Source organism: Flavobacterium anhuiense, from assembly GCF_050990855.1.
In the GTDB taxonomy this organism is placed as follows: domain Bacteria; phylum Bacteroidota; class Bacteroidia; order Flavobacteriales; family Flavobacteriaceae; genus Flavobacterium; species Flavobacterium anhuiense_C.
Window position 1 is genome coordinate 3,408,289 of sequence record NZ_CP158861.1, and the last position, 19,867, is coordinate 3,428,155.

General features: G+C 34.8%; 17 protein-coding genes. 7 read left to right on the forward strand and 10 right to left on the reverse strand.

All coding sequences use genetic code 11. The annotated features are described in order from the left end of the window. Nucleotides 1–10 precede the first annotated feature (10 nt). The gene (locus tag ABTV69_RS15110) at nt 11–607 is read left to right on the forward strand and encodes a biliverdin-producing heme oxygenase (RefSeq protein WP_433830153.1); all 597 of its coding nucleotides are present in this window, start codon (nt 11–13) and stop codon (nt 605–607) included. A gap of 3 nt (nt 608–610) precedes the next feature. After that, entirely contained in the window at nt 611–2,887 is a 2,277-nt protein-coding gene (locus tag ABTV69_RS15115; protein WP_433830154.1) for an ATP-binding protein, read from the forward strand. Between the two features lie 128 nt (nt 2,888–3,015). On the opposite strand, the gene ABTV69_RS15120 is transcribed toward ABTV69_RS15115, so the two are convergent. Beyond that, nucleotides 3,016–3,906 carry a DMT family transporter gene (locus ABTV69_RS15120; protein ID WP_433830156.1) on the reverse strand — a complete coding sequence of 297 codons (891 nt, stop codon included), beginning with the start codon at nt 3,904–3,906 and terminating at the stop codon, nt 3,016–3,018. Nucleotide 3,907: 1 nt separating this feature from the next. Beyond that, entirely contained in the window at nt 3,908–4,429 is a 522-nt protein-coding gene (locus ABTV69_RS15125) for a GNAT family N-acetyltransferase (protein WP_433830158.1), read from the reverse strand. Nucleotides 4,430–4,492: 63 nt separating this feature from the next. Here ABTV69_RS15125 and ABTV69_RS15130 point away from each other — a divergent pair, with 63 nt between their 5' ends. Beyond that, nucleotides 4,493–5,356, forward strand: a complete 864-nt coding sequence (locus tag ABTV69_RS15130; protein ID WP_433830160.1) for a LysR family transcriptional regulator — start codon at nt 4,493–4,495, stop codon at nt 5,354–5,356. 3 nt (nt 5,357–5,359) lie between these two features. Here the strand turns inward: ABTV69_RS15130 and ABTV69_RS15135 are convergent, their stop codons facing one another. From ABTV69_RS15135 to ABTV69_RS15165, 7 genes are all read right to left on the reverse strand, one after another. Then, nucleotides 5,360–5,806, reverse strand: a complete 447-nt coding sequence (locus tag ABTV69_RS15135; RefSeq protein WP_433830162.1) for a GNAT family N-acetyltransferase — start codon at nt 5,804–5,806, stop codon at nt 5,360–5,362. A 443-nt stretch (nt 5,807–6,249) separates the two neighbouring features. Beyond that, nucleotides 6,250–6,576 (reverse strand): DMT family transporter, encoded by a 327-nt coding sequence (locus ABTV69_RS15140; protein WP_026728926.1) that lies wholly within the window; start codon nt 6,574–6,576, stop codon nt 6,250–6,252. A gap of 147 nt (nt 6,577–6,723) precedes the next feature. Then, the gene (locus tag ABTV69_RS15145) at nt 6,724–7,284 is read right to left on the reverse strand and encodes a Crp/Fnr family transcriptional regulator (RefSeq protein WP_433830164.1); all 561 of its coding nucleotides are present in this window, start codon (nt 7,282–7,284) and stop codon (nt 6,724–6,726) included. A gap of 336 nt (nt 7,285–7,620) precedes the next feature. After that, nucleotides 7,621–9,111 carry a TolC family protein gene (locus ABTV69_RS15150; RefSeq protein WP_433830166.1) on the reverse strand — a complete coding sequence of 497 codons (1,491 nt, stop codon included), beginning with the start codon at nt 9,109–9,111 and terminating at the stop codon, nt 7,621–7,623. A gap of 218 nt (nt 9,112–9,329) precedes the next feature. Then, the gene (locus ABTV69_RS15155; RefSeq protein WP_433830168.1) at nt 9,330–12,452 is read right to left on the reverse strand and encodes an efflux RND transporter permease subunit; all 3,123 of its coding nucleotides are present in this window, start codon (nt 12,450–12,452) and stop codon (nt 9,330–9,332) included. A 51-nt stretch (nt 12,453–12,503) separates the two neighbouring features. Beyond that, entirely contained in the window at nt 12,504–13,598 is a 1,095-nt protein-coding gene (locus ABTV69_RS15160; protein ID WP_433830170.1) for an efflux RND transporter periplasmic adaptor subunit, read from the reverse strand. Nucleotides 13,599–13,833: 235 nt separating this feature from the next. After that, the gene (locus ABTV69_RS15165) at nt 13,834–14,193 is read right to left on the reverse strand and encodes a hypothetical protein (protein ID WP_433830172.1); all 360 of its coding nucleotides are present in this window, start codon (nt 14,191–14,193) and stop codon (nt 13,834–13,836) included. 232 nt (nt 14,194–14,425) lie between these two features. On the opposite strand from ABTV69_RS15165, the gene ABTV69_RS15170 reads away from it, so the two are divergent. From ABTV69_RS15170 to ABTV69_RS15185, 4 genes are all read left to right on the forward strand, one after another. Beyond that, complete coding sequence (locus ABTV69_RS15170; protein ID WP_433830174.1) at nt 14,426–14,785, forward strand: nuclear transport factor 2 family protein; 360 nt, start codon at nt 14,426–14,428, stop codon at nt 14,783–14,785. Between the two features lie 294 nt (nt 14,786–15,079). Next, nucleotides 15,080–16,117, forward strand: coding sequence for a succinylglutamate desuccinylase/aspartoacylase family protein (locus ABTV69_RS15175; RefSeq protein ID WP_433830176.1), 1,038 nt, complete (start codon nt 15,080–15,082; stop codon nt 16,115–16,117). Between the two features lie 14 nt (nt 16,118–16,131). Continuing rightward, the gene (locus tag ABTV69_RS15180) at nt 16,132–16,779 is read left to right on the forward strand and encodes a hypothetical protein (protein ID WP_433830178.1); all 648 of its coding nucleotides are present in this window, start codon (nt 16,132–16,134) and stop codon (nt 16,777–16,779) included. A gap of 651 nt (nt 16,780–17,430) precedes the next feature. Then, complete coding sequence (locus tag ABTV69_RS15185; RefSeq protein WP_433830180.1) at nt 17,431–17,793, forward strand: hypothetical protein; 363 nt, start codon at nt 17,431–17,433, stop codon at nt 17,791–17,793. 150 nt (nt 17,794–17,943) lie between these two features. Here ABTV69_RS15185 and ABTV69_RS15190 read toward each other — a convergent pair whose 3' ends face one another. Then, on the reverse strand, nt 17,944–19,668 hold the full coding sequence (locus tag ABTV69_RS15190; RefSeq protein WP_433830181.1) for a hypothetical protein: 1,725 nt from the start codon (nt 19,666–19,668) through the stop codon (nt 17,944–17,946). Nucleotides 19,669–19,867 lie beyond the last annotated feature (199 nt).

A 19,867-nucleotide genomic window follows, 5' to 3' on the forward strand; every position in this document is an offset into this window, starting at 1 on the left:
AAAGTAACCAATGAGTAGTAATACAACATCTTCAATAGCTTCTAATTTTCTTTCTGATTTAAAAACGCAAACTTCTGATTCTCATAAGAAATTAGAAGAACTTCCAGTTTCAATGTCGATTATGTCACCAGAAATGAAGGTCGAAGATTATACGTATTATCTAAGTTTAATGCACGATGTTCATAACGATACGGAGGGGCTTATTTTTCCGTTCTTTTCAAATTTAATTGATGATTTAGATCAGAGAAGAAAGAAACATCTTATAGAGAATGATCTTTTATTTTTTAATTCTGATAAAACAAATACAGAAAAGGTTTTTCAAACTGAAGGAATTTCTCCTGCTTTTGCACTAGGAATTTTATATGTGGTGGAAGGTTCAACACTAGGGGGAAGATTTATTTTAAAAAATGTTTCAAAAGTATTGCAACTTTCTGGAGAAGATGGCGTTTCTTATTTTAATGGTTATGGAGAAAAAACGGGAAGTTTTTGGAAATCTTTTCTAGCTTTTCTATCAGAATATGAGCAGGAATACAATTGTGGAGAAGAAATAATAGAAGGAGCTGTATTTGCTTTTGACAGCATTTACAAGCATTTTGACCGAAAGTAGAAAATGAAAATCAAAGATATAGTTAATCGTGAGATAGTTAATTTAACCAATTGCGAACACGAACCAATACATATTCCTGGCAAAATACAACCGCATGGTTTTCTATTAGGTATTACGACTGACTGGAAAATAGATTTTTGCACAGAAAATATTGCTGTATATTTTGACTTGAGCCATACTCAAGTATTAGGAAAAGATTTTGCAACTGTTTTTGGTTCAATTGCCCAAGAAGAAATATTAGCCTACATAAAAGGGGATGAAATTCAAGATGCTTTTCCTCTTGAAATAGAAATACTTGGGAAATTATTTCAAATTAATATTCATAAAAGCGGAGGTGTTTTTGTTTTAGAGGCTGAGCTTTTATTTCCTGATAGAGAGAAATTGGCTGATGCTTATAAACAAACTATTCAGTTTGTGAGCCAAATGAACAGAACCAAATCATTAAAAGATTTATGTGCTCTTGTCGCGCAAGGAACGCGTGAAATAACAGGTTATGATCGTGTAATGATTTACCGTTTTGATGAGCAGTACAATGGCGAAGTATTTGCAGAAGATTGCAGAGAAGATTTGGAACCTTTTCTCGGATTGCATTACCCGCATACAGATATTCCTGCTCAAGCACGCGAGCTATACATCAGAAATCAGCTTAGGTTAATTGTCGATATTAACTATGAACCAGTGCCAATTTATACAGTCGATGATAAAGAAGGAAAAAATCTGGATTTAAGTCTTTCTATCTTAAGAAGTACATCCCCAATTCACGTGGAATATTTAAAAAATATTGGAGTAGGAGCGACATTGACGATTTCTTTAATCCATCACGATAAATTATGGGGATTAATTGCTTGTCACCATTATTCACCAAAGAACATTTCTCCTGAGATTAGATTGGCAGCAAAACTTCAAGGACAGTTTATTACTTCTCAAATAGATATTAGACAGTCTAATGACGAGTATATTAATGCGCAGAAGATCATTTTAGCATTAGAACAATTAACAGCGCTTGAACTTTCAATTTCGAGAGAATCTTTAGAAAAAATTATTGAAGCGCCACAATTGCTGGAGATTGCTAATGCTTCTGGCGTTTCTATTGTGTCTAGAAATAAAATTTATAAAAAAGGAGTAGCGCCTTCTGAGGAGGACATTTTAAGTCTTATTGAAAAAATTACTGCCAATAATGTAACTGAAATTTTTTCAACGAATAAAATTACAGACTATTTCCCTGAATTTACTGAAAATTCTAATTTAGCTGGAATCATCTATCATTCATTGGGAAGTGATGGTCATATAATTTGGTATAGACCTGAAACAATATCAGAGATTAACTGGGGCGGTGATCCAGAGAAAAGTATTATAATAGACAGTAAAGGACTTCATCCTAGAAATTCTTTTAATATCTGGAAACAGATTGTTAAAAATCAGAGTATTCCTTGGAAACAATATGAAATTAATGCCGCTGCGCAATATGCGCACACTTTACATAATCAGTTAATTTTGATTATGTTGAGTGAAGAGGAAGAGAAATACCGCAGTCAAAGCGAAATATTAAAAGAAACCAATTCAGAGTTAGAAAATATCAACTGGATTAGTACACACGATTTGCAGGAACCACTACGCAAAATTCAGCTGATTACTTCAAAAATGCTGACAGAACTCGATGTTATTTCTACAGAATCTATTTCGAATTCTTTACAACGTGTTTCTAAATCTGCTAACAGAATGAGTGGTTTGCTAGAAGATATTTTGAAATATACTCGAATAAAAAACACAAGAGATAAATTACAAGAAGTAGATTTAAATAAAATTTTGAAGTCGACTATTAAAGAAATGCACGAAAGCATTAAAGAAAGTGGGGCTTTAATTGAGCATGAAAGCCTTCCGGAAGTTCATGCTATTGGATTTTTAATGCATCAGTTATTTATTAATATTCTTCAGAATTCCTTAAAATATGCTTCGGCAGAAAGACAGCCGAAGATTGTAATAACTGCTTCTCAAGAACCAGTCTTAATACAGGACAAGTACAAAGTATATTGCCACTGGGTTCGTTTTTCTGATAACGGAATTGGCTTTGAACAACAGTATGCCGAATCTATTTTTAAGGTTTTTACAAGATTGCATGCACAAGAACACTATACTGGGTCTGGTGTAGGTTTGGCGCTTTGTAAAAAAATTATGCAGGCTGTAGGAGGAGATATTAGAGCCGAGGGAAAACCTAATGAAGGCACCGATATCATTATTTATTTTCCTTGTGATCCTGAAGATACACTTCTGCCTATTTAGAAAACCGAATAAATAACACAAAGCTTTGGGATTAGAAATTGCGATTAGAGCTATGTGATTAGAGCTATGTGATTTTCACTAAAGTGAAAAAAAAATCAGTATAATCAGCTCAAATCTGCATGAAAAAATCAACTTAATTTTTTCGCAAAAAACTTTAACCTATTACTTTTAAAATTCACTTCAGAAATAATAGTAGCAGAAAAAATCAAAGTGCCGCCCAAAAGCAAACGCCAAGAAAGATTTTCTCCCAAAATAAAGAAAGCTCCGATTGCACCAAAAACAGGTTCAAACAAGTAAATAACTGCTACACGTTCTGCAGATAAATAACGCTGTGAAATGTTGGAAACCGTATACATAAAAGCCGTTGAAAACAAAGCACAGTAAACTGCACCTAACCAAAATGTGTTGTTATTTGGAAACCAAACAGCTTGCGAATCGGTAAGTGCGATGCAAAAAGTAAACAAAGCACAGAAAGCAAACATCGGAACAATGGAATACAAAAGATTTTTGGCAGCCGAATGTTTTTCAACCGAAATCAGATAAACGGCAAAAGCAAACGCACCCGAAATCGTGAATAAATCGCCAACGTTTATGGTGAATTTATCTGTTATTGCAATAATAAATAATCCCGTTAACGCAGTCAGAGCCGCAATCCAGATCTTTAACGGCGTATTGGTTCTGTAAATCGCTAATTTCAGCATCGGAATAATAATTACCGTCAATCCCGCAATAAAAGAACATTGCGAGGCATCGGTGTATTTGAGTGCAGTAGTCTGCAATTGAATTCCTAAAAACATGGGAACTGCAAGCACAAATCCTGTTTTAATTGCTTCTCGATTGAGGTCTTTAACGTATTTCCAGAAAACGATGCTCAATACTACTACAGCTAAAAGAAAACGGTAAAATAAGAATATGTTAAGCGAATAGTGACCGATTGCCATTTTGGTAACCGAATAAGAAACGCCCCAAAAGGCAGTGCCCAGAATAAGTAGAAACAATAAAAGCTGTCTTCTTTCCATTTTAAATCAAAACTTTTTTCATCATTAAATCGGTTTGTTCTTCGTCGCCTAATCTGAAAATATGCGTGTCAAATTGAACGAAACCATTTTTAGTATAGAAACTTACGGCTCTGTAATTTTTCTCCCAAACGCCAAGCCACATATATACCGCTTTAATTTCTTCGGCAATCGTTTCTGCTTGCATGTATAAGGCTTGCGCAACTTTTTTGCCGTGGAATTCTTTTGCCACATAAATGCGTTCAATTTCTAAAGCATTTAAATCTTCTTTTTCAGTTTGAGCGTCAGCTGTGTTTAATTTCAGATAACCAACAACTTTTTCGTCTAAAACGGCTAAATAAAAGTAAGACGATGGATGGTTTAATTCTGAAGTTAATTTTGCTGTAGCGAAGCTTTCGTCGAGATATTTTTTCATGTTTTCTTCGCTGTTTACATCGGCAAAGGTTTCATAAAAAGTTTGTCTTCCAATTGCTTGCAGTTTTAAAACGTCATCTGTTGTTGCTTTGGTTATTTTTAAAGTATTCATTTTTATTTTTTTTAATGCATTAGATGCTATTTTTTATTCTTAATAAATGCGTAAATTGCATCAATGGATTTACAGCAGATAAAATATTTTTTGGCCTTGGCCCGCGAACTTCATTTCTGGAATACCGCTGGAAAAATGAATATTACACAATCAGCATTGAGCCGTCAGATTCAATCTTTAGAGAATCAGCTTGGCGTGCAGTTGTTTGAACGTAATAAACGCAATGTCAAACTTACGGCAGCTGGCCAATTCTTAAAAGAAAAATGGGAGGTGGAATTGAGTAAATTAGAATTTATTCATCAATCTGCCCGCCAGATTCAATTAGGGGAGAGCGGTACGATTACCATTTCTCATCCCGATTCTATTTCAGCTTCCATGATGCCCGAAATTTTAGCTCGCATTTCTGATGCTTTTCCAAAACTTAAAGTCAAATTGGTTCAGGTTTTGTATGAGAATCAGCAGGATTTCCTTCGCAATTACAAAATCGATTTGGCGATTACAAGAGATATCAATAACGCTAAAGATATTCAATCTCAAAAAATCTATACCGATCATCTAGCGATTGTCGTTCCCGAAAATCATCCGTATCGAACTCCCGAAGATCTAACTAAAGAAACGCTCGGTTCTCAAAAGTTTATTTTGCCAACCAACGACGAAGGAAGCAGTTACAGCGATCTTATTCGTAGATTATTCAATTCTCTGGAAAACGCTCCAGAAGTATATCTTCATTCTGAATTTGGTTCGTCGATTATTGCCTTGGTTCGAAAAGGTCTCGGAATCGCGATTTTACCCGATTCGTATGTCTTTCATGAAATTCCTGGAATCCGATTTATCAAATTGCCAATGGAAACCGATTTGTACATCAATTGGCGAACTGAAGAACATAATCCTGTATTGGCCAATGTTTTAAAATTGATTATTCCGTAAGCCTTATGCGCGAAGCATCTGGATATGCGGAATTCCATCTTCATCGTAAACTTCGCCTTGTTCCATAAATCCTAGCGATTGGTAAAATTTAGATAAATGATACTGCGCACTGATTTTGATTGGAGCTTTTCCGAACTTTTCTTTACAGCCTGCTATTGAAGCTTCCATCAGTTTTTTCCCTAAACCTAGTCCTCGATGCGTGCGTGCAATTACCACTCTTCCGATCGAAATTTCATTGTAAGAAACTCCCGCAGGAAGCAAACGTGTTACGCCTGCTAATTCATTATCAACGAAGTACAACAAGTGAAATCCTTTTTGGTCTTTATTGTCTAAATCGAGATACGGACAGTTTTGTTCGACTACAAAAACATCGCATCTCAACCGAAGCATATCGTACAATTCGTGATTGGTTAATTCGTCAAAAGATTTAATGGAATGGCTGAATGTCATTTTAATTTTAGGCTTTAATTTTTGACAAAGATAAAACGGAGAATAATGTGGTAAAATGCTATTTTTTTATCATGTGATGCAGGAAATGCATTAATCTTTTTAATTTTCAATTTTTTTAAATTCCAAATTCCAAAATGTAAATTTTGACAAAGTTCTGCCAACAGTTTGTCATTTCGAGAAACGAGAAATCTCACGCGGGATTCGTCAAAGATTGGAGAAATCACTTTGCGGAATTTCTAGTGTGATTTCTCCTTCGTCGAAATGACAAGATTGTGGTTAGTTTTAAAAAAAAAACTTTGTCAAAGTTTCGAACTTTGACAAAGTTGAATGTAACAATTTTAAAAGTTTCAAGTTTCAGGTTTCAAGTTAAGTTAGTAACGTGAAACTTGAAACTTGAAACTTGAAACTTGAAACCCTAAACCTGAAACAAAAAAAATATATTTTTAATGGGAAACCGCTTTTAAACCAACAATAGAACCAACCAAAGTAGCTAAGAAGAACAACCTCCAGAAAGCTGCTGGTTCTTTAAAAACAAAAATTCCGACCAATACAGTTCCGACAGCACCAATTCCTGTCCATACAGCGTAAGCAGTTCCTAATGGTAATGTTTCAGTAGCTTTCATTAATAATAGCATACTTACTGTTAATGATATAAAGAAGCCAATATACCAATAGTACATTTCTGTTCCGGTTGTGGCTTTTGCTTTTCCAAGACATGAGGCGAAGGCTACTTCAAATAAGCCTGCAATGATTAAAATAATCCAGTTCATAGCGTTAAAATTTTTATGCTGCAAAGTTCTTTTATGGAAATCAGAAATAATTTAACAAATGATAAAAAATGAAGTTATTTTTAATCTGTTTCCATCAACAGGAAAAATCCAATTTAATCTGAAGTGAATATAATTTCGTTTAATGCTTTATTTTAATTCTGCTCGAATTCTGCTTAAGCTGACTTGGGTGATTCCTAAATAAGAAGCAATATGTCCTAATTGTACTCTTTGAAGAAGCACAGGGTGATCTTTCATTAGTTCCAAATAGCGTTCGGAGGCATTTTTGAACTGTTTTGAAATCAAGCGTTCTTCAGTTTTTATTAATTCTTTTTCTGCAAATTTTCTTCCCCAATTGGCGATATGAACATCTTCATTAAAAAGTTTTCTCAAGTTTTCCGTTTTTAGTTCGTACAATTCACAATCTTCCAAAAGTTCTATTGTTTCGTAACCGGGCAAATCTTCGACATAACTTTTCATTGAAATTACGGTTTCGCCTTCTTTTCCAAACCAAAATGTCACTTCATTGTCACGTTCAACATACGCTCGAACCAATCCTTTTTTTATAAAATAAATATTCGATTCTATTTTATTGGCTTTTAGTAAAATATGTCCTTTCGGGAAAGCAATTTCGGAGACATTATTTTGCAAAGCCAATTTGGACGGTTCTGGAAGTTCGTATATAAGATCAAGAATTTTGGAAATATCCATTTTTAGTTTTTTGTAAAGATATTAAGTGTAACCGAAAAATTTCAATAAAAAAACAATAGCTTTCCCATTGAAGGGTATAAAAAATTAACGCAAAGTTCGCAAAGAAATTTTTATTCTGAGACTAATCCTAATCGATATTTTATGTTCGCAAAGCTTTGTGCAGACATAGCTTTGCGAACTTTTTCATTGTAATGATTCTAAAAAACCTTGCGCACTTTGTGGTAAAATATATGGCTCTAATAGAAAAAAAAATCCCATTTCAATTTGAAATGGGATAGAAAACAGCCTCTGCGATGAGCTATTATAAACAGAAGCAATTTTTGACCAACATATAAACTAATTTATTCCTCCGCCTAAAGCTTTGTAAAGCAATACTTGTGAGTTTGCATTTCGAAGTTGGATGTCGACAAAGTCCAATTCGGCCTGCAATTTATTTTTTTGTGCATTGATGATTTCCAAGTAATTGGCATAACCGCTCAAATACAAGTCGTTTGAGACATTTACGGCAATTTCTAAGTGATCAATTTCGTTTAATTTATATTTTAAAACATCTTCGTAAGCTTGATTTCTGTGCAATAAAGCACTTAACTCGTTGAAAGCTGTTGTAATTGTATTTTGATATTGAAGAAACGAGATTTCTTGTCTTCTGTTCGAAACGTAAAATTCCTGTTTAATTTGTCCTTTATTGAAAACAGGAGCTGTCAAACCGCCCAATAGTTGCCAAGCGAAAGAGCCTGCATCAAAGAAAGTGTTGAACGAGAACGAATTGAATCCTGCGTATCCACCTAAATTTAAAGTTGGAAAGAAGGCAGCACGAGCCGATTTTGCATCGGCATTACTTGCTAATAATTCAAAATACGCTTCAGAAACATCTGGTCTTTTGTGTATGATAGAATCTACACTGATTTTTTGGTTTAAAACCTCTAAATGTCCAGCTAAGAAATCACTGCTTCTGTCGATTTTTCCGCCGTATTCACCTAAAAGCGTCAACAACGCTTTTTCAGTTTGATCAATGCTTAATTTTAGTTCAGAAGCTTCAGCGTGAATGTTATTGTTTTGTGCATTAAACTGCTGTACAGCCAATTCTGTAGCTTTACCAACCGATCTTTGTGCTGAAACAATGTCTAGTGCTCTTTCTTGCGTTTTTAAGTTGTCATCGTAAATTAAAGCTTGTTTGTCTAAAGCAATCAGTTTGAAATACAAGTCGGCAACATCTCCTAAAAGACGAGTCTGCAATAAACGCATTCCTTGCTGAGAAGCAAAAAATCGCTGTTGCGCCGCTTTTTTACGATTGCTTAATTTGCCCCAAATGTCAGCTTCCCAAGAAACTTTTGCTCCTAAAAATAAGTTGGGTGTAACGTCTTCGTTGATTCTTTGTTTTTCGGTAATATTTTGAGAAAAATTGGTATCAAAGTTACCAACTCCATCCATGGTATATTTTCCGTAATGAGTTCCAGAAGCGTCTGCTACAAGATCTAAAGAGGGAAGAAGTGCCAGTTTTGCTACTTTTAAATGCGAATTGGCAATTAAAATTCGTTCCTGCATCATTAAGTAATCAGGATTTTTGGCAATGGCTTTTTTTAGTAATTCCTCTAGTTTCGGATCTTTAAAAAACGTCTCCGTTTTTAACGGAATAAAATCATCTTTAGCAACTTCTTTTCGCTGTGCATCAAAATTTTCAGGAAGTTTTGCTGCGTCTAATTTACTGCTGACTTTTGGTGCAGAACAAGCTGTCAAAAGTAAAACACCTGTTATTACAACAGCACTTTTGGTTGTCCTTAGAAACTGCACATCAGCATTTTTATATTGATTTAATAGGTCTTTCATTGTTTTAAATTATTTTGTCCAATCTGCTAAGCTTTCGAATCGTATTCATTAGCTTAGATTAATCTGTTTAAATCTGCTTTGATCTGCATGAATCTGCGTGAAAAAATCTATGCGAAAAAAATATTTCACGCTCCCGATAGCTTATCGGGATCAAAAGATTTTAGCAGATCAAATTAGATTTTAATATTGATTGAAACTATTTTGTTCTACTTAACGAATTAATCGTTTGACTTACTCATTCGTTTTTCCAATTTCGCAAACAGTATGTAAAGTCCGGGAATGATCAAAAGACCAAATACAGTTCCGATAAACATTCCGCCCGCAGCTGCGGTTCCGATCGAACGGTTACCAATTGCACCCGCGCCAGAAGCGATACACAACGGAATCAATCCTGAAATAAAAGCAAAAGAGGTCATCAAAATTGGACGGAAACGAAGTCTAGCTCCTTCAATCGCGGCTTCGACAATATCGCGTCCGAGTTTGTTCTGCGCCATGGCGAATTCGACAATCAGAATAGCGTTCTTGGCGAGCAGACCAATCAGCATGACGAGTGCTACCTGCGCATAAATGTTATTGTCCAATCCGACCATTACAAGTGCGATGTAAGAACCGAAAACTCCCACAGGCAAACTCAACAATACTGGGAACGGAAGCAATAAACTTTCGTATTGAGCGGCCAATAATAAGTATACGAAAAGGATACAAAGCGCGAAAATGTAGATAGTTTGGTTACCCGAAAGAATCTCTTCACGCGTCATACCAGACCATTCCAATTCGAAACGGCTTGGCAATTTTTCGGCAGCAATTCTTTCAACGGCTGCAATAGCTTCTCCAGAACTGTAACCTTCAGCTGGTTCTCCGTTAATCATTGCCGACATGTACATGTTGTAACGCGTTAAAACCTCTGGACCATAAACTCTTTCTAATTTGATGAAAGTAGAAAACGGAACCATTTCGCCTGCGTCATTCTTCAAATACATATCCAAAATACTTTCCGGATTTTGGCGGAATTGCGGACTTGCCTGAACCATTACTTTATACATTTGAGAAAAACGGATAAAATTGGTTGCATAAAAAGATCCTAACATCGTCTGTAAAGTACTCATGGCATTGTCAACCGAAATTCCTTTTTTGGCTGCTAAATCGTAATCAATATGAATTAAATATTGCGGGAAAGTAGCATCAAAACTTGAAAAAGAGTTCTGAATTTCTGGCGAAGCATTTAATTCTTTGATAAACTCTTTGGTAACTTTATCAGTATTGGTAATACTTCCTCCAGATTTATCTAATAAACGAAGCTCAAAACCACTTGTATTACCGAAACCAGGAACAGTTGGCGGCGCGAAAATCTCAATTTGTGCGTCGGTAATGTTTTTTGTTTTTTCTGTAAGCTCTGCCATAAATTCGGTAACCGAAATATCACGTTCGCTCCAGTCTTTCAAGTTGATCATTCCCATACCGTAAGAAGCTCCAGCGATTTCAGTTACAATACTGTATCCTGCAAGAGTTGTCACGTTATCGACACCTTTAATTCCTTGCGCAATTTTGGTTACTTCGTCCAAAGCTTTTTCAGTACGTTCTACTGTTGCTCCTTGAGGCGTTGTAACACTCACGTAAACCATACCTTGATCTTCTGTTGGGATAAATCCTGACGCTAAAAAGCGAGTCGTTCCCCAAGTTAGAATACAAAACAGCACTAATAAACCAACCGTAACGGTATTACGATCAGCGAATTTTACTAATACTTTGATGTATTTTGAAGTGATATTATCAAACCAATGATTGAATCTGCTGAAGAATCTATCAAGTAATGATTTTTTCTCTTTATTCGGATCGTGCGCTTTCAACATAATCGCGCAAAGGGCAGGAGTAAGCGTAAGGGCGTTAATACCCGAAATAACAATACTAATGGCCATTGTCAACGAGAACTGTCGGTAGAAAACCCCAACAGGACCGCTTAAGAAAGCAACTGGAATAAACACGGCAGCCATTACAATTGTAATTGCAATAACGGCACCTGTGATTTCTTTCATGGCACTAATGGTAGCTTCCATTGGCGACATATGTTCTTCGGAGATTTTAACGTGAACGGCCTCGACAACAACAATCGCGTTATCGACCACAATTCCGATAGAAAGTACTAAAGCGAAAAGCGTTAATAAGTTAATCGAGAATCCCATCATCGACATGAAGGTAAACGAACCAATAAGTGCGACAGGAACGGCTAATACGGGAATTAAAGTCGATCTCCAATCTTGAAGGAAAAGGAAAACCACAAATGCCACTAAAATAAAAGCTTCAACCAAAGTTCTTAACACTTCGTGGATAGAAGCGTCAAGGAAACGAGAAACGTCATACGCAATGTTGTATTCCATTCCGGGAGGGAAAGAAGAAACTTTCAACTCTGCCATTTTTTCTTTTACACTCGCAATTACTTCAGAAGCGTTTGAACCTGGACGTTGTTTTAGCATGATGGATGCAGAAGGTTTTCCGTCGGTTTTAGAAACCATTCCGTAACTCATGGCACCAAATTCGATTTTCGAAATGTCTTTTAATCTTAAAATCGTTCCGTCGGCATTCGCTCTTAACGGAATTTCCTCGTATTGCTTTGGCTCAAAGAACTTTCCGCTATACTTAATTACGTATTGCAATTGATTGTTCATTTGTCCTGAACCTTCACCCACTTTACCCGGAGCGGCAGAAATGTTTTGTTTTTGAAGCGAAGCAATAACTTCATTTGCAGAAATATTATACGAAAGCATCTTTTCTGGATCTAGCCAGACACGCATCGAATATTCTTTTTGTCCCATGATTTCGGCACGACCGACACCATCAATACGTTTTAATTCCTGAAGGATATTAATGTCCGTAAAGTTGAAGATAAACTGCTCATCCTGAGTTTTGTCAGTACTTGTAATGTTCAAGTACATCAACATACTATTTACCTCTTTTTCGGTTGTAACTCCGGCACGAATTACCTCTTCTGGAAGCTCATCCAGAATCGTGGTAACCCTGTTCTGCACGTTTACGGCAGCCAAATCGGGATCGGTTCCTACTTCAAAGAAAACCTGAATTAAAGTCAAGCCATCATTAGAAGTTACGGTTGACATATATGTCATTCCGGGAACTCCATTTATGGCTCTTTCGAGCGGAAGGGCGACGGCATTGGCAGAAACCTCTGCGTTTGCTCCTGTATATTTTGCTGTAACGGTTACAGATGGTGGTACAATATCTGGGAATTGGGTAATGGGAAGCTGAAACAACGCCAGCAATCCCAGAAGGACTATCATAACCGAGATGATTAATGACAATATTTTCCTTCTGATAAATAACTCTATCATTTTAAATTTTTTAGATAAATAATTAAATAACTGTTTTACAGATCGATAAATCTATATTTGTTTGATATTGATTTTATCGCCATCTCTTAATGATTGCGTACCTTCTTGTACAATTAGGTCATCGCTTTTTAGTCCATCGTTTAAGATGTAAACATCATCAAGAGTCGTTTCAATTGTAACATTCGTCATTTTAACTACTCCATCTTTGTTCACGCGGAAAACGTATTGTTTGTCCTGAATAGAAAAAACAGCTTTCTGCGGAATTAAAATTGCATTGGTTTTTGGCTCTGAAATAATTAGTTTTCCAGAAGTTCCGTGTTTGATAAATCCTTGCGGATTGTGGAATTTTGCTTTGTATTGAATAGAACCTGTCTGTCTGTCGATTTCTCCGTCAGCAGTTCTTAATTCTCCTTTTTGATCATAAACTTGTCCGTTTGGCAATACCAATTTAATGTCGCCTTGGGTGTTTAATGTTTTGTCTTCCATCATTTGGAAATACGTATTCTCAGGAATTGAGAAATAAGCGTATACATCGTCTAATTGAGAAACAGTAGTCAATAATGAACCGTTTTCTACTAAACTTCCTTCCTTAAACGGAATACGGTCAATCGTTCCGTCAAATGGCGCGCGGATTGTAGTGAAACTAATTTGTTGGTCAATTGCTTTTTTCTCTGCAAGGGCGTGAGCAACTTTCGCGGAAGCAGCTTCGTATTTCGCTTTAGACAATTCTAATTCTTTGTCTGCAATTACTTTTTTATTGAAAAGTGTTTGTGCTTGCTCCAACTCAACAGTTGCGATTCGTAAATCGGCTTTTGAACTTTTGTAAACGGCTTCGGCTTTTAAAAGTTGAATCTGAAGTTCAACATCGCTTATTTTGAAAAGGATTTGCCCTTTTTTTACTTTTTGGCCCTCACTTACGTATACTTTGTCTAAAAGACCAGGAATACGAACGTGAATTTCTACATTATTTTTAGCATGTACATCGGCAACAAATTTGCTCGAAACTATAGTGTCTTTTACAGTAACCTTATAAACAGGAAACGTTTTAGTTTTATTTGAATCTTTTTTTGATTTATCTCCGCACGAGACTAAAACGAATAAAGCCAAGGTGCATAAAAGAAATGGATTTTTATAAATGCTCATCATTAGGTTTAAATTTTTGAATAATAGATAGTCTCCCTTGATATTGAAATATCGGGAGTTATGAATTTTGGATTTTGTTTTCGACAATAATCGAAACAGAAAATAAAATGGATTCGGATGCTTCTCTGTTTAGAAAAGTACCGTTTTAGGAATGTTTTTATAGCAATAACGCCTCAATTAGGTGAAAATGAGGAATTGTTCCAGAAACCAGAATATAAAAACGTCAAAAATTTAAAGCCTAGAAAAGTTGGTACAAATGAAGATGAGGATGTCTTTCAATGTGGTATATAGAAGCTATACCGTAAATTAAAGTCTCTTTTGCGAGTTTAAAGTTGACTAAATTGCTAAAATACGGAGCTTTTATGGTACTTTGTTCCAAAGTAGTTGCTCTGCATTTCATTTTCTTTTTGAGCTTGTAATGAACTTCTAGATTTTTAGAAGAAGAAAAGTCAGAAGAAAAAATCTGCGTATCGTCTGCCGCAACACTGTCTAAGGTAATACAGTTGCTGATGTTATATATCGGCGTGTACGTTTCGGTGCCTCTAAAAAAGCAAAGCAGCGAAAGTAAAACGATATATATGAACTTAGCAGGTTTCATTTAAAGTTACAGCAGATATTATAAAATAGTCCTTAAAAAAGAGGATTAAATATTGTTTAAAGTCCGCCAAATATAGTAATTTGAAAAATAAGGTTTCTTAAAATTATTTTAAAACCTGCGAGATTTTAAGATTTGATAATATTTGATGCTGATTTTTAAGAGATTAATTTTTATTCAGATTTCATTTAGTTATGCGGTATTTTTATCTTTAATCCAATTTTAAAGAAATAAGATGGATAATCAATTTGAACACCTAATAGAAAAGGCTTACAATGCTTTTAACGAAAGAAATATAGATAATTGTTTAGCTACGATGCAGGAAGATGTACAATGGTCAAAAGCTTGGGAAGGCGGTTATATTAGCGGTCACAACGAAATCCGAGAGTATTGGACAAGACAATGGACAGAAATTAATCCTAAAGTATTACCAGTTGGTTTTGATGAAAGAGAAAATGGAATTTTAGAAGTAAAAGTCCACCAAAATGTGAAGGATCTTCAAGGCAATTTAATGTTTGACGGATTGGTAAAACATGTTTATACTTTTGAAAATAGTTTGATTAAAACAATGGAAATTGAATTGATTGAGAATTAATGATGCAGATAATTATTGTTAGTTTGCTGTTGATTGCTGTTGGAGCCTTGATTTACAATACAAATTTTAAAGGCAAAGGAAACCAAAAGTGGGTGAAAAAAGAGAGAATCTTTTTGATTACTATAAAGATTACAGTGATTTGAAATTATATTGGATGGCCATCTCATTTATTTTTCTTGGTGCAGGTGTTTTAATTGCGATTTTAATAATAGAAATAGTTTTTAGTTAAAGCCTTATCTTTGCATTTTACGAATAAGGAAACGAACTTTGTTTTCAATAATAAAAGAATACCACGTGAATTACTTAAAGCTTTTAAGCCTAAAACTATTACTTATTGTGCCTGTAATTGCTTCAGCGCAAAATCTCGAAAAATTAATAAAAGAAAATATCGGAAAAAGAACAGATACTTTGGTTCAGTTCAATTCAGACTCGCCCTATAATTATATGCCTGTGACCATATTTTCAGGTAAAGAAAAAGGACACGTTTTCACTATTATTGCTGGAATACACGGGTACGAATATCCGCCGATTGCAGCCGTTCAGGAATTAATTAAAGAGATAGATCCGAAGAAGTTAAAAGGAACTTTGATCATTGTTCCAATTGCGAATATCGGTTCATTTTACAAAAGAACACCATTTGTGAATCCGTCAGACAATAAAAATCTGAATAATGCTTTTCCGGGCTCAGAAACGGGAACTATTACAGAACAGATTGCCAATTATATTTCGAAGGAGATTATCCCATATTCAGATGTTTTTCTTGATATTCATGGAGGCGATGCCAATGAAGATTTGTTGCCTTTTGTGTGTTATTACAACAATACATCAGAAGAAAAGAAAACGCTTTTGAGCAGCAAACTTTCAGAGATTTCAGGAATTAATCATATTGTTTCTTATCCTTATACGATTACGAAAACAGAACCTGCCAAATATGCTTTCAAACAAGCTTCGCAAAATGGAAAAACGGCTTTAAGCATCGAGGCAGGAAAATTAGGAAATGTTCAGACAGAATCGGTTCATTTGATTAAAAAAGCAGTGTATAATATGCTGAATTATATGGAAATGTACAGTAGCGGAACAGCCTCAGCGAAAAATCCGTCAGCGGTTTATTTGAATAATCAGGAATATGTAAAAGCAGAAGTTGCTGGAATTTTTCAAAGCACTTTAAAAAGTGGCGATTACATCAAAAAAGGCGACAAAATCGGATTTTTTTCTAACGAATTTGGAAAGGTTTTAACCGAGATTAAATCGCCAGCAAATGGAGTTATTTTGTATAAAATTGGGACGCCGCCTGTGAATAAAGGGGAGACGGTTTTTTGTATTGGGTATTAAATAAAACTTTTAAGATGATTAATGCACTAAAAACAACTGCAATTAGTTTTTTTATTTTTTTGAATTTATGCTTTTCGCAAGAAAAAAAAGCGAAGGATGTAACATTTAAAATAGTTGACAAGGTTTTAAAAAATAATACTTGTGCGAAACTGTTGATTAGTAATAATTCATCTTATAATTATTATCTTCCAATTTTAAATTCTCCTGACAGTGAAACATGGAATTTTATATTACCATCAGATGAGACGAGTTTCTTTTTCGGCCATGTAATTGTATATAATTTTAAAAATGAAAACTTAAGTTGGCAATCAAATAATTGTTTGGATGGAGATTTAGAAGCAATATGGAGAAGCTATGAAGAAAAATGGATGCAAAAGAAAAATAATATTAAAATAGAAGATTTCATTTTACTTAAGGCAGGGGAAAGAAAGGTAATAAATGTACCGATCAATTTAAAGGTAAAACTTTCGAATGATTGTTTGTGGGAGATTAAAGACTATAAAAAAGAAAAAGAATTAAAAGTGACATATTATTATCGAAAAAAACAAGCAGAATGGACATCATTATTTCTAGATTCTCAGATATTAAAAAAGTTGCAGGAGTTGAATTATAAACTTTATAATCTAGAAATTGAATCGAACAGAGTAAAATTAATTTTGTAATAAATAAATAAGTTTTGGTAGTCTGATTTAAAATTGGCAAGAGTAGTCGCAGCTCTGCAAAGAGTTTCATATTTGAATTGAAAAGCTACGCAAATGTCTATGACTTTGCACATTTTTTTGTATTTAGAAATTGTAAACGTGATTTTTCATGATTACATCTAAAATTAATTTTAAAATAAAGAAGTAAAACTAAACACACTCCACAATACTAGAAGAAGCCACAATCTTCACATCGGCATATTGCCAAGCATTATCAAAAGAGGTTTTAATTTTTAAAGCCCCAGCTCTGCAAAGAGTTCTCGATTTGAATTGAAAAGTGGCGCAATCCAGAAAGCTTTCGCAGACTGACTGTATACAATTTTTTTATCTTGTTTTGAATGTAAAATCTCTTAAAAATCTCTGACTTTATAGATTGTTTTTTAAATCATGTTTTTTTTTGAAATTTTATTTTAAAGTCAGAGACTTTTTGGAGTTTTCGATTTTAAATTATATTTGTTGAAAAAGCGCAAAGTAAGAGACATTTGCGTAGCGTATGAAGGAACACTTTGGAGAGCGGGGGGCGGGGGAGACCAAGTACTATGGAACAATATGACGGTAGATTTGTGCCATATAAAATTCATTATATTAATCCAACCATTACAATAAAGTAAAATGAGAAAATTTGTGTATTTGTTAGTATTATTAGTCACAGCTGGATGTACAGATCAAGCGGATTTAGGAAATGGCTATTATTACCTATCAGAAGATGATGCTTTAGACATTGGTTTCCCTGATGGAGCTATCATTTACAAAAGTGTTGAGAAAAATGTCTTTAGTGATATAATATTAAAAGAAACTGTCAAAAATGCTAAATCAGATGATAATTATATCATTGCTTTACAGTTGCCTAAAAATGAGAAAGTGTCAAGATATTTTATAATTGATAAATTTAGGGGCAGAATTTTTGGGCCATTGGATGAGAAATCTTTTAATGAATGGAAATTAAAATTAGATATCGAGATCAATTTTGAATAGCAATCCCTGCCCTTGCTCTGCAAAGAGTTCCATGTTTAAATTGAAAGGCTGCGCAAATGTCTCCGACTTTGCGCAATTTTTTTGGTCTTAGAATTTCTAAACGTAATAAAAGTCTCTAACTTTTTACGATGACATCTTAAAAACTAAAAATCACTCCAAAATACTAGAAGAAGCCACAATCTTCACATCAGCATATTTCCAAGAATCATCAAAAGAGGTTTTAATTTTTAAAGCCTCTTTTTCTTTTTTCTGCAGCGTTAAAGCATTATAAAGCCCGATTAGGGCAAAGCCGTTTTTTGGGAGCATTTGCAAATCTTTTCTATAGATTTTTTCTGCTTCAGCATATTTCTCAGCTTTAAGCAAAACAGCACCTAAATAATGTCTTACGGAGAAAAACCAATCGGGAGGTTCGTTGTAGTTTAAATGATCTTCAATTTCTATGGCTTTATTCAAAAGTATAATTGCTTTATCTAAATGGTTCTTTTTCGCTTCAACTCCAGCTGAAAGAACGTTATTGGCAATTTGAACCAAATCGTATGTGGTATTGATGTTCCAAATCGTAACTTCTTTTAAGGTTTTATCTTTGGCTAATTGGTTCAGAAAAGCAAGCTGTTTTTCGACATTGGCAATATCATTTTTTGCAAGATAAGCCATTCCTTTTGCGTAATGCCAAATTGCATTTGGATAAACAAGATCGTCATCAGGTTGGGGAATTTCCATAATCTTGTCCCACATCGAAAATTTTACGGCTATGTAATACGGGATGCTGTAATAATGCTGTAAAGTTCCCCAACCCGCATCGCGCATAATTGTAGGAGACATGTGTTGTTGTAGTAACAATGAAGATTTCCAAGCCAATTGAGATTTTCCTTCTAAAGCCGCCGTTGCGGTTAAAAAATGATAATTGTGCGGATAATAGGCGAGAGGATAAGCGCCTTGCGCATTACAAGCAGTCGAGTAAAGACTATCAATTTTAACGGCTTCAATGTTGGAAAGTGTGCCTTCGTGATAATCTCCGGTACGAATGTAAATATGAGAAGGCATGTGAATCAAATGTCCTGAACCGGGAACTAAAGTCTCAAGTAATTTGGCACTTTTGAGTCCGTTTTCTGGATGGGCGGAAGCTTCTACAGCGTGGACTAAAAAATGATGAGCGCCGGGATGTTTCGGATTTTTTTTAATTAATTCGTTTAAAACAGCCAATATCTGCGGCGTCCATTTTTTAGGAACGTAAGTGTCTTTTTCATATAAATCCCAAGGATGCAGATTCATCAAAGATTCAGCATAAATCGCTCCAACATCAGGATCAGATGAAAATTTAAGGTACACCTTATTCATCGCGGCGGCGTAAGCAGTATCTAGTGGCTTTCTGTCTGCTGGCGGATTTTTAGCATATCGGACAGATAAAGCATCAATCATTGCAATTTCTCTAGGAGTACATTTTGCAGCGAGTTTTTTTGCTTTTTGCACGGCATCATAAGCACGCTGAAAATTATCTTCTTCCATTCCCGCATTGTAATTCGGGCCTAAAACATAAGCAAATCCCCAATATGCCATAGCACAATTCGGATCTAAACGGCTTGCTTGGTAAAAGGATCTCGCAGCTTCGGCATGATTAAATCCGTAAGCCAACATCAAACCTTGATTGAAATACTCCTGCGCTTCTGGATTGTTAGTAGAAATTTTAAATGAAATACCGTCAAGTCCTTTAAACTTGGGAGCTTTTTTGTTTTGCGTGTACCAATCTTTGTCATTCGTTTTCGGAATATAACAGCCTTGTGTGGCGCTAATTTTAACAGATTTGGGCTCTGTGTTTTTATCTTTACAACAAACAAAAAGAAGAAAAACACCAATTAGGAAGTAATTATATTTCATTGCAAAATGTAATTAAAATTAGATAATCAGTGCAAAAGCCAAAAGTAGAAATAGCCAATTGATTGAATTGGAGAGTATTGAACAAAATTAAACAAAAAATGAATGTAATTTATTTAAATTGCTGTTTTTCAATATGCTAGGGTTTTTATATGCTTTGGCTATATTTTAAAGTTTCACGCTCCCGATAGCTATCGGGATA